Origin of the sequence: Malacoplasma penetrans HF-2 (genome assembly GCF_000011225.1) — a bacterium.
In the GTDB taxonomy this organism is placed as follows: Bacteria; Bacillota_I; Bacilli_A; order Mycoplasmatales; family Mycoplasmoidaceae; genus Malacoplasma; species Malacoplasma penetrans.
Genome location: NC_004432.1, coordinates 914,687 through 930,112 on the forward strand (window position 1 = coordinate 914,687; position 15,426 = coordinate 930,112).

Consider the following 15,426-nt stretch of genomic DNA (forward strand, 5'->3'; position numbering starts at 1 on the left):
TCTATACCCTTAACTTCCATTAACTACTTGATGAAGAATCTCCACTACCACTATCACCTGATGAACTAGATGAAGATCCATTTGTAACTTTTCAGTTAGCTAATCATTGTGGCCCAAGAGATGTAAATAATCTTACATCATATGCATTAATTTTACCTTGTGAAGCAATGATTAAATTTAAAATAGTACTTTGTAAAGTTGTATTAACTGCTTGTTGAACAACTAAGTTAGAGAAAATATCATAAGCATTATCTTCTTTAGTTGGAGTGCTTCCACTACTTGCTCCTCCATTGTTATTACTTAATACTGTAATGAAACTACTTAATGATGAAACATCATTATTATTAATTTGAATAACATATGAAGAGAATTGAGTGCTAGGATTAGCAGAATCTGTAATTAATCCTTGTGCATTATTTTCTGAAGTTTGATCTCCAGTTACTATTCCATTTCTTGATTTAAATACATCTCTAATTGATTCAGATGAATTAGTACTTAAATTAGTTAAAGCAGTAACTATTCTTTCTTTCTTTTGACTTAAAGATAGCTTTCTATCATCTGCAACTTGTTTTAAAGATGATTGTTTTAGTTTTGATGCTAAATCATTTGCAATAGTATTTATAGAACTGATATTAGTTATATTTTGTACATAACTAATTAATGAATCATAGCTGTTACCATATCCATATAAAATTCCAGTTCCATTAGGATTGTCTGTTGATAAGTTTGTAAATATTCTATCTGTAATTAAAGAATTTAAAGAATTACTAGAGCTTGTTTGTAAACCTAAGAAACCTAACATATTGCTAGATATTGAATAATATGAAGTTGCAGTAGTTGAATCTTGATAAGAAGATTTTCCACCAACATTAGGACTTTTAGTATCTGTTCATCCAGATTTATTTAAATCTGTTTCATAAGTAACCGTTAAATTACCACTAGAAGTATACAAGTTTTCTCCACCAATATAAGAAGATACAAAGTTATTGTTAATATTTCTTTTTAATACACTTGCACTTAATAAAGCAGTTGCAGAAGTTCCAGCTTCTTTTTCTAATGTTGTATTTTGAGAAGTTTGTCATGCAATATAACTAGTGCTTCCAACTGTTATTTGGTTAGAAAGATAATTCATAAAGTAATTTGCATTATCATTCAATAAATAAACTATTGAAGCAACTGTTGTATATAAACTCAAATAGTTACTAATTGCTGTTGAAGTTAAAACTTGATTTTCTTGTCTTCAAAGTTTAACTTTATAATTCTTCAATTCTTCTTTTTGTTTGTTAGTAGCACCTTGAGCTTGTTCTACAACTTTATTTCATGATTCAGTATCAGCTGCACTGAATTTTAATCACTTATTAGTACTAGCATCAAAGGTAGAGTTAAAGAAGAAGTTTGATAAACCATAGTTAAGATTTTCAGTTAAATCTTTATTATTAACTTGTGAAAGACCTGTTTTAAATTGCAATGTAGATTCATCAAAATAATTACTTACATATCTCTTTAAATAATTTATCTTAACTAAATTAGCTAAGTTAGATCCCTCTGAAGCAAAAGCATTCATAGCTGAATTTACATAAGATAGATTAGAGTAAATATATTGAGAATATCTAAAACCTTCAAATGATACATTGCTTAATACATTTAAGTTATTTGTTAATGCAGTAACTGAAGATTTTAAACTAGTGTTAGAAACATAAGTTGAACCATCATAGTTTAAAGCACTTGATGTAGTTGTAGTATCAAAAGGATTTTTTACAATACTTGCAGTTGCTCCTACTTGGAATGAAATAATTGGATTTGAATCATATTTATTAGAATCAGTATCAGTAAATGATTGGTAAGTTCAAGGAGCTGCTAAACCATTTTTATATGCATCAATTCCATAATTTGCACTATATGTACTTTTACCATTGTATAAAGCTTTGTTATAGTCATCTGTTTTTGTATAATAAGAAATTTCATGTAAGTAATTGTTAATTGAAGTTGCTAATGTTTTTTCTGAATCTGATAATGAAGTTAAAGCTTTCATATCAAATAATGTTTGATCTGTTTGTTGTGCATAATTGTAAATTAATCATGTTAGGTTATTTGTATAGAAAGTTTTTAATTCACTCTGTACATCAATTGAAAAACTGTAGTCACTTTCACCATTGTTTTTATTAGTTAAATTATTGTATAAAGATCTAAATAAAACTACTTGTCCAGCTCTCTTTTTCTTTTCAGCTGTAGTTAAAGTAGATTTAGCTTCTGAAGCACCATTAACATAATAATATCCATCAATTGAAATTGCATGAACTCCAGCTGAGTTTCTTAACATCATGAAATTAGTTAAATTGTTATTTTTAGGAATAAATGAATCAACTACATATAAATCTTTATTTAATAAACTTTTTAATGAACCGTTGGGATTAATAATTTGGTTAACATATGATTTATCTAGTTGTAGCTCATAGCTTTTACCACTTGAACCTGTAAATATGTCTGCAGTAGATACAAACTGACCTGTTAACTTATCTAATCCTGTTGTTGAGTCAACTCATGAAGTAGGATCAGATGTAACAGATGAATTTGATATATCTTTTTCAATTTCTTTATCTATTGAAGGAATTCCATAATTACCAGAAGTTGTACCAGTTGTAGCAGCTTCCATATTTACATCAGTGCCTGTTATCCCACTATTTCTCCAGAATAGATAACTACTTGCAGCAGCAAACTCTATATATAGATCACTATATATAGAAGTGTTTTTAGCAAGAATGTAAGTTGATGAGTCATCAGTATAAGAATTAGGAATATATAATAATCCATACCCATCTGAGTCATATGTTGATTTGAAAGGGATTTTGACTTTGGATGAAGTAGGAGAAGAACTATTATTACCTGTTGATGGCAATGTTACATCACTTTCACTCACTGAATTTGCAGCACTAACAAAATTTGCAAACTTAGTTAAAGTACCAGTTGCAGAAGTAGAAGAAGTTGATGAATCATTACCAAAATATGGGTAAATATAACTTCCTGTATTTGTAGTAGTTGTTGAACCTGAATCTTCACCTGATGATGAATCACTATTTGATGAATCTTCATTTTGTGTAGTTGTAGTACTTTCAGCATGTGTATATAAACTACCAAGACCTTGAGTTGGTGTTCCATACTTTCATAAAGACATATTAACTACATATGGATTTTCAATTTGCACATATTGATCTCAAATGTATTGCATGAACTTAGCATATTGAGCATCATAATCATTTGTATTTGAAGTTGGAACTGCAAATTGAAAATTCTGATTTTTTAAAGCAGTATATAAGTCACTTACAGTTTTTGAACTTAATTGACTTTGTTCAACTATATTTCCATTAGCATCTTTATAAGTTAAATAATCTGTATTAAATAAATAAGTTTCAAATTGACTAGTAGCTCATGAATGTCATTTGTCTTTTTTATAAGCATCTTCAGTTCCACCTACTGGATCTAAAACCTCTTGTTGAAATTTTAAAGCTCAAGAGCTTCCGTGAGTCTTTTTATAAGAGTCTACTAAATCTTTATAATCTTCATTAATTTGTGTTCTTTGGTTGTTATATGAGTTAGAAAAACTAACATTAGAAGTTTGGCTTAATCTATATAATCAATTAAGAATTAAGTCATCTGTAATTCCTTTTAAGAACTCTTTCATTCCAGTATCACTATTCAATGCATAGTTTGCTTGTTCTTTTAATGTAGTATAAGTTTCAAATAAACTACCATCATTTTTAGATACAGTTCTAGAAATTAAAGTACTAGTAGAAGAACAAGAAGACAAAACAATAGGAACTATACCAAAAGATAATATTCCTAGAGTTTTTAAAATTCTTTTCTTATTAATTAACTTTCTAGCCATTTTTCAATTACCAAACTTTCTGTTCTTATTTATTAAAATTATAAAATAGCACTCATAGTGCTCAATCGTTAAAATTTACCATAGTTTAACAAAAAAATAAGTCTAAGTCAAAAGTCCATTTAATGTTTTCTGATTAAATAGAAATTATATAAATAAGTATTTTAAATATTTAAAAATATAAAAAGATAGAGTTACTTCAATTGACTCTATCTTTTATTAAATGTTATAAGTTACTAAACTATTTATTTATAGATTATTAAGAAACTGTAAGATCAACCTTAAAAGAAAGTTCTTTAGGAACATTTGTTCCATCTTCTCAATAATAGTTAGTATTAGGAGTTGCTTTTAAAGTAATGGTAAAGTTATTAGCAGTAGATGCATCTTCTTGGATTGATATCCCTTCAAAAGTACAATTAAATACTCCTAAAGCTGCAGATATTTTATCTTTATTTAAAGTGTAATTAGTTCCACTTTTAGTTGCAAACCCTAATGATACTAATGCCTCATTAACATTTGTTTTATTAGCAGAAGATAATGCAGTTACACCAGTTGTTGGTTTAACAAAGTTTACTGTATCATCAATCCCAACATTATAGGTGTAGTTAACAGATCCATTAGATAATGCTTTTACATTACTTCCAGAAACTGATACACCAAGATTAGAAACTTTTAAATTAATATCAGATACTGGTATTGCTAAATCTACTGTGAAAGGATTTGTTGTCCATTCGGATGTTATTCTTATATTGACATGCAATAAGTCACCACCAGATAAACCTATTTCATTTTGAATAGCAAAACTAGAACCACTAAATTTTAAACCTGCTGCTAAAAGGATTCCATACAAACCTTTAGTTGTTAGTTTTGTTTTTAAATCATTAAGTGAAGTAATATCAATTTGTGCTGATTCTGATGAATATATACCAGTATAAGATGTTGATGATTTTCATGTATCATAAGCAACTCCAGTTCAAGTAGAAGTTGGGAAATTACCATTTACTGTTACATCTAAATCTTCAACTGTTTTTAAATCATTACCATTAGAAAAATAATTATTTAAATTTGATTTAATATCTTCAGCAATTACAGTATTAGTATCTTTTCTAGTACCACTTCCACTAGTGTCAAAGATTCTACTTAATGAACCTTTTAAATCAAGAGTTGAATTTAATGATGGTGTGATTTCATCAACACTTACATTAACATTAAAAGATACTGGTTTAGTATCTGAAGTTCCATCTTCTCATACAAAATCTTTATTAGGAGTTGGAGTGGCATCTAGAGAAATTTTATATGAACCTGTTGTTCCATCTGTTGTTGAACCATTTGGAGCAATTGAAGCATTAGCGTTAGAAAAAGTTACATTGTAAATTCCTAACTCTTCTTTTAATAAATCCTGGTTTAAAGTTATTTGGTTATTTGCTGCAACTTCAGCATATCCTAATTTAACTAAAATCTTATTTGCACTCTTAACTTCTGAAGCACTTGCAACAGGGGCATCAACTGGATTTGTAAATTGGCTTTGATCACTAATACCAACATTGTAAGAAAAATTAGTTGTTTTATTAGTTTGTGTTTCTACATTATCCCCACTTACTGAAACAATCATATTTGAAACATTTAAGTTAATGTTAGAGATTGGAATTTGTAAATCTATACTTTTAGTGTTGCTAGAAGCATCAGTTTCTATAACATTAACATGAACTAAATTATCACCAACTAAGCCTAGATTACTTCCACTAGCAATTGAATAAGTTGCAGTTGAATCAAATTTAGAAGCATCAGACTTAGAAATAATATCTTTCAGTTTTGTATCATTATTTAACTGTGATTTAAAATCATCTAATGAAGAAATATTAAACTGATCTAAACTTGATCCATATAAAATTTCATTACCTACAGTTTCTTTACCTCACCCAATATTTTGATCATATTGTTTGTTTCCTCAAGTTACACCACCTGAAAAACCACCATCTACACTAATTGATAGATTATTTACTTTTTCCAAATCTGATGCATTATCAAAAGATTTATCTAAGTTATTTTTAATCTCTTGTGCAATCAAAGAATTAGTATTAGAAGAAGACGAATTTTTAGCATCAAATATTTTGTCTAATGAACCAGATAAATTAATAGATGATTTTAATTTAGGAACAATTGTTTGAGCTTGTGGTGTAGTGTCTCCTCCACCATCTTGATTGTTGTTATCTTGATTATTTTGATTTTTAGAATTTGTTAAACTAGCTGATATTACATATTTAGATAATAATGTTATAGGAACAGCTGCAGTTGCAACAAAAATACCTGTTATTGACAGGATTTTCAATAATTTTTTTCTTTGTGATTTCATACCTTAAATTAACAATAGTGCCTTTCATGCTTATTACTTTAAGGAATAAAATCTATTAAAGTAAAAAGTAAATTGAAACAATATCAAAATTATTTCCTACTTGTTATAACATATTAAAAAATTTAATTATTTGTCCTAATCAATAGTTATTTAAATAGTAGTAAAAATGGTATTACAAGAAATTAAATGGTATGTATTACTAATAAATTGTATTGATGTGATTTTTATAATAATCATTAAAACTTTATATCATTTTACTGTTTAAGAATTGACTATCTAAACTTTTAATGATTACCTTTGATAAAGTTAATTATCTTAATCTCTTTTACAAAAAATAAAAAAATCTAAAGTCATTTATCAACTTTAGATTTTTATAAAATAAATAATTTATTAAGAAGAAACAAGATCTACTTTAAAAGAAAGTTCTTTATAATCTCTTGAACCATTCTCTCAGTAATAATTTACATTTGGAGTTGCTCTTAACACAATAGTGAAGTTGTTAGGTTTTGATTGATCTTCAGTAATTGAAACACCTTCAAAAGTACAATTAAAGACTCCTAATGCTGCTGAAATTTTATTTGAATTCAAAGTATAAGAACCTGAATTTCTAGTTGCAAAGCCTAAAGAAACTAAAGCTTCATTTACTTTATTTTTGTTTGCAGAAGATAATGATGTAACTCCAGTTTTTGGTTTTACAAAATTCACAGTATCATCAATACCAATGTTATAAGTAAAGTTTGTAGTATCAATTAATAAATATTGAACATTTTCACCATTAGCAGTAACTCTAAGTCCAGGAATTGTTAAATTAATATCAGAAACTGGGATTTGCAAATCTACTGTAAAATCTTCACCATATCCTGATTCTACAAATATATTCATGTGAACTAAATCTCCATCTGTAAATCCTAATAAATTTTGAATAGTAAAAGTTGAGTTGCTAAATTTCAAACCAGATTCTAACAAAATATTTTGAAGTCCTTGAGAATCTCATTTAGTTTTTAAATCATTTAGTGAAGTTATATTTATTTGTGGCAAAGAAGATGCATATACTGTAGAGTGTTTAACATTACTTGATCAGTTAGCATATGCTAAACCTGTTCATGAAGAAACAGAAGGAAATGAACCAGAAGCATCTATTGTTAAATTGTTAACAGTTTTTATATCATTTCCATTGGAAAAATATTTTTCTAAATTAGCATGAATGTCTTGTGCAATCATAATATCAGTACTTTTTCTATAGCTAGCTGGGGTATTTACATCAAAAATCCTAGTTAATGAACCTGTTAAATTAATAGTTTTATTTATTGCTGGTGTAATTAAAGCAACATCAACATTAGTATCAAAAGATATCTTTTTAGTATTTGAAGATCCATCTTCTCAAACAAAACCTTTGTTAGTAATTGGGGTTACATCCAAAGTGATTGTATAAACTCCAGAATACCCATTTTGTGTGTTTTTGCTTGGACTGATTGAAGCATTTGAAAATTCTACATTATAAATTCCAAACTCTTCTTGAAGCACTTCTTGGTTTAAAGTTATTTCTTTATTTGAAGCAATCTCAGCATATCCAAGTTTTACTAAAATTTTGTTTGGATCTTTTGCCTCACTAGAACTACCTCTTGGAGTAGAAGTTAATTGTGGCAAACTACTTTGAGAATTAATCCCAATATTGTAATTAAAGTTAATGGTAGTATTAGTTGTTCTTACATCAGTTCCACTAACTGAGATTTGCATATTAGGAACATTAAAATTAATACTAGAAATAGGAATTTGTAAATCAAAATTTCTTGTACCTGAACCTAATGTTTCAAGTACATTAATATGAACTAAATTGTTGCCTGGTAAACCCTGGTTTATTTTTTACACTATATTCAGCAGTTCAATTTAATTTAGAGCTATCATATTCATTTAAGATTTCTTTAATTTTTGAATCAGTTAATTGATTTTTTAAGTCAGTTAAAGATGAAACATTCAATTGCTCTAAACTAGCACTATATAAAATTTGATTCTCTTTTGTTAAACTGCTTCATCCATTGTTTCCATCATATGGATTACCATCCCAACTTGAACTGTCTAAAAAATCGCCATTAATAAGAATGTTTAAATCAGTAACACTTTTTAATTCTTCAGAATTCTCAAATGCTAAATCTAAATTTGTTTTAATTTCTTGTGCAATTCAATCATTTGCTTCAGATGCATTTTGTGAATTATAAATTTTATCCAATGGTCCAGACAAATTTATAGAAGATTTTAATTTTGGAATAATAGAACCATCTTCTGGATTGGTATTAGAATCATTTCCGTTACTATCACTTAAACTTTTATTTGAAAATACATACATAGAAACTAATGAAATTGGTGCAGCAGTTGAAGCTGCAAAAATTCCTACTACAGAAGAAATTTTTAATAATTTAGCTACATTGGATTTCATATTTAAAATTAATAACAAAACCTTTCTTGCTATCTTTATAAAATAGAGATGATTTGATAAAACTCATTAGTTATTATTAAAAAACTAAAAGTTTCTCCTTGTATCATCAATTAAATTTTACGTCTCCAAAGATAGTGAATTAAAACTATTTAAAGCAATTAGATTTACTAAAGAAAATAAAAATATAGTACCAACATACATAATAAAAAAATCTAAAGTCATTTAATAACTTTAGATTTTTATAAAATAAATAATTTATTAAGAAGAAGCAAGATCAACTTTGAAAGAAAGTTCTTTAGGATCACTTGAACCACTCTCTCAGTTATAGTTGGCATTTGGTGATGCTTTTAAAACAATAGTGTAGTTGTTTGGATTTGATTCATCTTCAGTTATAGAAATACCTTCAAAAGTACAATTAAACACTCCTAGAGCTGCTGAAATTTTTTCAGAATCCAAAGTATAAGTATATGGATTTGAACTAGTATTTCTAGTTGCAAAACCTAAAGAGACTAAAGCTTCATTTACATTTGTTTTATTTGCAGGAGCTAATGCTGTAACTCCAGTTGTTGGTTTTACAAAATCAACAGTATCTTTAATACCAATGTTATAAGTGAAGTTTGTAGTATCTACCTGTAAAGATGCAACATTACTTCCATTAGCTGTAACTCTAAGAGTTGGAACTGTTAGATTGATATTAGATGCTGGAATCTGCAAATCAACTGTAAAATTTGCTGTATATCCAGAATTAACAAATATATTCATGTGAAGTAAATCTCCACCTGTAAACCCTAATAAATTTTGAACAGTGAAAGTTGAATCACTAAATCTTAAACCTGAGCCTAATAGAACATTATAAATTCCTTGAGAATTTCATTTTGTTTTTAAATCATTTAGTGAACTAATATTTATTTGTCCTAGAGATTGTCCATACACTGCTGAATATTGGACTGAAGTAGATCAAGTACTATACTCTGTTCCAGTTCAAGAAGAAGTAGTTGGAAAACTACCACTTGCACTTACACTTAAATTTTCAACAGTTTTTAAATCATTACCATTTGAAAAATATGTATCAAGATTTGCTTTAATATCTTCAGCAATTAAAGTATTAGTGCTTTTTCTAGAGCCACTTGTTCCTTCTACATCATAAATTTTACTTAGTGGGCCTGTCAAATTTAGAGTTGTATTTAAAGCTGGTGAAATTTCACCAATATCTACATTAACATCAAAAGAAACTGATTTAGTTGAAGTTGTTCCATCTTGTCAAATAAAACCTTTATTTGCAATTGGAGTTGCATCAAGAGTTATTTTATATGATCCAACCTGTCTATTTGTAGAAGTATTTGGAGCAATTTTAGCATTAGAAAATTCTACATTATAAATTCCAAATTCTTCTTGAAGAAGTTCTTGATTTAAAACTATTGAATTATTTGTTCCAACATCTGCATATCCTAGTTTAACCAAAATTTTATCTGCATTTGTAACTTCACTTGAACTTGCTTTTGGAGTAGATGTTGGTTGTGGAGTATTGCTTTCAGTATTATTAATAGCAATATTATAATTAAAGTTTGTAGTTGCATTTGTTGTTTGAACATCAGTTCCACTTACTGAAATTGACATGTTAGAAACATTGAAATTAATACTTGAAATAGGAATTTGTAAATCAAAATTTCTTACACCTGAACCTAATATTTCCATTATATTAACATGAACTAAATTATTGTTTGTAAACCCCAGTTTATTTTTGACAGTATATTCAGCACTTTCATTTAATTTAGAACTATCTGATGATCTTAAAATCTCTTTAATTTTTGCATCTGTTAGTTGGTGTTTCAAATCATTTAATGAAGAAATATTTAACTGATTTAAACTAGTACTATATAAAATTTCATTTCCAGTGGTTGAACCACTTCAACCATTTGTTCCATCATATGGATTCCCACCTCAACTTGAAGTATCTGCAAAATTACCATTAACAGTAATGTTTAAATCATTAACATTTTCTAATTCTGTTGAATTATCAAATGCTTGTTCTAAATTTGTTTTAATTTCTTCTGCAATCAAATTATTTGTTTCAGATGCATTTTGAGAATTATAAATTTTATCTACTGTTCCAGATAAATTGATAGAAGATTTTAATCTTGGAACAATAGATCCATCTTGTGGTGTTGTGTTGTTATTGTTAGAATCATTCCCACCATCATTATTTCCATTATTATCATTTGGATTACTATTATCATTACCATTATTATTTCCACTATTATCATCAACATTTCCATTACTACTAGAAGTTTTAGTGAAAATTACATATTTGGAAACTAATGTAATTGGAACAGCAGCTGAAACTGCAAAAATTCCAATTACAGATAAAATTTTTAATAATTTGGATCTTTTGGACTTCATAATTTAGATTAACAATAAAACCTTTCTTGTTATCTTTAATAAACTTAAGATGATTTATCAATAAAGTTTTGAGGATTGATAAACACTCTAAACCTTATTTATATCATCTATTAAATTTTACACTTTTAAACATAAGGAAATCAAAGGTATTAGAATCTACTGAATCCAAAAATAACAATATATGTAGGTATTATTTACTATTAATTGCAAAAAATTTGTTAACTATATAATCACTAAGAAGAAGCAAGATCTACTTTAAAAGTAAGTTCTCTCGATTCATTTGTTCCACTATCTCAATTATAGTTTGCATTTGGAGTTGCTTTTAATGTAATAGTGTAGTTATTAGCAGAATCTTCTTGAATAGCAATTCCTTCAAATGTACAGTTATATACTCCTAAAGCTTTAGATATTTTAGTTGAATCTAAAGTGTAAGTGTTTGGATTAGAATTAGTATTTTTAGTAGCAAAACCTAATGAAACTAAAGCTTCATTAACATTAGTTTTATTTTCTTCAGTTAATGGAGAAACAGTAGTTGGTTTTGTAAAGTTAACTGTGTCATCAATTCCAATGTTATAGGTATAATTTGTATTTCCATTAGTAAGTGTTTGAACTCCTGTTCCATTAACTGAAACAGCTAATGCAGAAACTGTTAAGTTAATACTAGACAATGGAATACCTAAATCAACATTAACATTCCCATATGTTGAAGTGACTCTTACACAAACATGTAACAAGTCATCATCAGTAAAACCTAATTCATTTTGAAATGCAAAAGTAGCACCACTATATGTTAACCCAGATGTTAAAAGAACATTGTAAATGCCCAGTTGATTTATTTTAGTTTTTAAATCACTTAATGAAGATATATTCAATTGTGGCAATGATGGAGAATATATTCCTACATTAGTGCTAGTAACAGTGCTTTTTCAAGTTTCATATGGTGAACCAGTTCAAGTAGAAGTAGGAAAATTCCCATTTACAGTTACAGCTAAATCAGATATGGTTTTTAAATCACTTCCATTAGAAAAGTAATTTTCTGGATTTGCTTTAATATCTTCAGCAATTACAGTGTTTGTATCTTTTCTTGTGCCACTTGTAGTTGTTGTATCAAAAATTTTACTTACTGACCCTGTTAAATTAATAGTTTGGTTTAAATCAGGTGTGATATTACCAACATCTACATTTACATCAAAAGAAACTGATTTAGCAGTAGAAGTTCCATCTTCTCACACAAATCCTTTGTTAGCAATTGGTGTAGCATCAAAAGATATTTTATATGCTCCAGATTGTCCATCTGTTGTAGTTCCACTTGGAGCAATAGAAGCATTAGAAAATACAACATTATAAATCCCTAGTTCTTCTTGAAGAGCTTTTTGATTTAAAGTTACATTATTGTCAGAACCAATTTCTGCAAACCCTAACTTAACTAAAACTTTATTTACATCACTAATTTCACTAGCAGTTGCAGTTGGTCTAGAAGCGATTTGTGTTGAATTAGTTTCAGTATTAATTGCTACATTATAGTTAAGTGTAGTTGTTGCGTTAGTTGTTTGGACATTATCTCCACTTACAGATATTTGCATATTAGAAATATTAAAATTAACACTTGAATAAGGGATTTGTAAATCTAAATTTTTTACACTTGAACCAAGAATTTCAAAAACATTTATATGAATTAAATTATTACTTGTAAAACCAGGTTTATTTTTTACAGTATATTCTGCATTTGTTTTTAATTTTGAACTATCTGATGCATTTAAAATTTCTTTAATTTTAGCATCTGTTAGTTGGTATTTTAGATCATTTAATGATGAAATATTTAGTGTATTTAAGTCTGTACTATATAAAACTTCATTTCCACTTACAGTACTACTTCAACCATTTGTTCCACTATATTCAATACCAGCCCAACTTGAATTATCTCCAAAATCTCCTTCAACACTAATATTTAAATTATTAACACTTTTTAATTCTTCTGAATTTTCAAATGCTGAATCTAAATTATTTTTAATCTCTTGAGCAATTAAAGTTTTTGTATCAGATGAATTTTGAGAGCTATAAATTTTATCTATTGAACCAGATAGATTAATAGATGATTTTAATTTTGGTGTAATAGTTTGGTTTTGAGGGTTTGTATTTCCACCACCATTGTTATTGTTGTTATTACTATTACCATTAGAAGAGTTTTTAAATATTACATATTTAGAAACTAGTGCGATTGGTGTTGCTGCTGAAACTGTAAAAATTCCAGTTATTGCTAAAATCTTTCAAAATTTTCCTTTTTTTGACTTCGTATCTTTTTTTGATTTCATACCTTAAATTAATAAAAAACCTTTCCTACTTTTTACTTTAGATATACTAAAGTATTAAAACTGAAAAATAGAATGAGATAATTCAAAAATTAACTCCTATTTGTTATACCATATTTAACAATTTAATTATTTCACTCTAGCAATGTGTGTAGCCACACATATTCAGACACTAATAATAAAATTAAATAAAGAAAATAAGTAATAAATTTAGTAGCTTTGTTTATTGATAAAAACTAATAATATTTTTAACACTTAATAATAGAATTAGCAGATTTGTTTAGTAAACTTTCTATTCAGATACAGTGATTTATTAGTTTAATAGAATCAATTTTTAACCAATTAAAAACTCAAATCACTTTACTTTTTTATTGGTAAAGAAATTTGAGTTTGTTTTTTATAATCTTATATTAATTAGGAATTCATATTTGTATAAGTTGAACTTTAGTAAATTCAGGATTTCCAGATGCTACCTCAAACCCTTGGTCTACTGTTGCAGATAGATAAACTCTTCATCTTAAACCATGTTCTAAAGTATAGTATGAATCCTGAAACTTCAAAAATTTAAAACTAGCATTTTTTAAAATACCTAAATTTTTAGCAGTAGTATTTATTTCATCTAGTAAAGCCCTCAAAGAAGGGTCATCACTTTTTCCTTGTGCAAAGTCATCAATTCTTTTTTCCACTTGCTCTTTACTTGAAACTGTAGGTAGCCCTGAGTTTCTTCAAGCAAATGTTTGATTTTGGAATTGAGTAATATTACTTGAATATTTATAGAAGGCTGCATTTCTTTGAAGTAGTTTCACAGGGAAAGAAAACTCTTTAGAAGTTGTTCCATCTTCAAAGCAATAATCTGCATTTGCATTACCAGTGATTGTGACTTTAAAAGTTAAATAGTTACCTTCGTTAACTGCTGAATTATCTAGTTCCAATTTAGTATTACTAAATGTAGTATTAAATACACCTAGTGCTTTACTAACTTTATTATTGTCCAAAATAAGTTCTGATGATTCATTTTTAGAAGAAGACAAAAATCCTAAACCAGACATTACAGCACTTTCTGATGCATATCACATTTTCATGATTTCTGAAGAACCATTATATTTTGATATAGATTTGATGCCTATAGAATATTTGAATGCAACTCTTTGTTTAGTTTCTACAACATCATTACCAGTCACTTTAATATTTAAGTTTTCAAATGAGAAATTTATATTAGAAGTTGGAATTTGTAAATCATAGTCAGCCTTTTTGTTTGAAACTGATGCTTCAACATTAATATGAAATAAACCATCTGATAAACCAATTTTATTTTTAATTGATGGTGTAGTATTACTATCTACATTTAAACCGGCTGCTGTTAAAGAATCTTTTAACCTAGAACCAGCATTTAGTTTAGCTTTAAAATCATCTAAAGATGAAATAGTAAAATTAGGAGAAGATGAAGAATATAATAATTTGTTAGATTCTTCAATTGTATTTCCTCAATTTCCTTTACTAACATCATAACTTTGACCTGTTCAAGCAGAACTAGATAAGTTATCTTCTACAACAACATCAAAATTTTTACCTGCTAATACTTCAGGATTTTCAAAAAATAGTGATGGGTTATCTTTTATTTTTTGAGCTAATAATTCATTTGTTGTTTTATTTGAGCCTAAATCAAATAAATCTTCTGACCCCATCATTTGAATAGAAGATTTTAATTTTGGTGTAACTTTTGTATTTTCATGTCCTGAAGGATTAGAAGGAATTAAAGCATCACCAGATTGGTTATTAGCAAAGTTACCATTTAAAGCAGCTGAAGATAACACAGCAGCAGGAACTGCAGCAGTTACTGTAAAAATACCAGATAATGCTATAACTTTTCCTATTTTACTTCTTTGTGTTTTCATATATAGTTCCTTTTATTTAAAATGATCTCTATATATAATTCTTTAGTTTAATAAAGTTAACCTAAAATAAAAAGCTTATAAGTCAAACTAAATTAATTTAAACCTATATAAAAGAAATCAAGTTATTTACCTTTAATTTTTTTCTCTATTTTTAC

At 27.3% G+C, this 15,426-nt stretch carries 7 protein-coding genes; all 7 read right to left on the reverse strand.

Features of this window, described 5'->3' with window-relative positions; all coding sequences use genetic code 4:
• Positions 1-19: 19 nt before the first annotated feature.
• Positions 20-3,883 carry a DUF3713 domain-containing protein gene (locus MYPE_RS03635; protein ID WP_011077523.1) on the reverse strand — a complete coding sequence of 1,288 codons (3,864 nt, stop codon included), beginning with the start codon at positions 3,881-3,883 and terminating at the stop codon, positions 20-22.
• A gap of 256 nt (positions 3,884-4,139) precedes the next feature.
• Positions 4,140-6,233, reverse strand: a complete 2,094-nt coding sequence (locus MYPE_RS03640) for a P35 family lipoprotein (protein WP_011077524.1) — start codon at positions 6,231-6,233, stop codon at positions 4,140-4,142.
• 390 nt (positions 6,234-6,623) lie between these two features.
• A complete protein-coding gene (locus MYPE_RS03645) occupies positions 6,624-8,093 on the reverse strand; it encodes a P35 family lipoprotein (protein WP_324293363.1) in 1,470 nt (489 codons plus the stop codon).
• A complete protein-coding gene (locus MYPE_RS05805) occupies positions 8,053-8,667 on the reverse strand; it encodes a P35 family lipoprotein (RefSeq protein ID WP_011077526.1) in 615 nt (204 codons plus the stop codon). Before MYPE_RS05805 ends, MYPE_RS03645 begins: the two co-directional genes overlap by 41 nt.
• 258 nt (positions 8,668-8,925) lie before the next feature.
• Complete coding sequence (locus tag MYPE_RS03655; RefSeq protein WP_011077527.1) at positions 8,926-11,067, reverse strand: P35 family lipoprotein; 2,142 nt, start codon at positions 11,065-11,067, stop codon at positions 8,926-8,928.
• Positions 11,068-11,300: 233 nt separating this feature from the next.
• Entirely contained in the window at positions 11,301-13,379 is a 2,079-nt protein-coding gene (locus MYPE_RS03660; protein ID WP_011077528.1) for a P35 family lipoprotein, read from the reverse strand.
• Between the two features lie 407 nt (positions 13,380-13,786).
• Entirely contained in the window at positions 13,787-15,271 is a 1,485-nt protein-coding gene (locus MYPE_RS03665) for a P35 family lipoprotein (RefSeq protein ID WP_011077529.1), read from the reverse strand.
• Positions 15,272-15,426 lie beyond the last annotated feature (155 nt).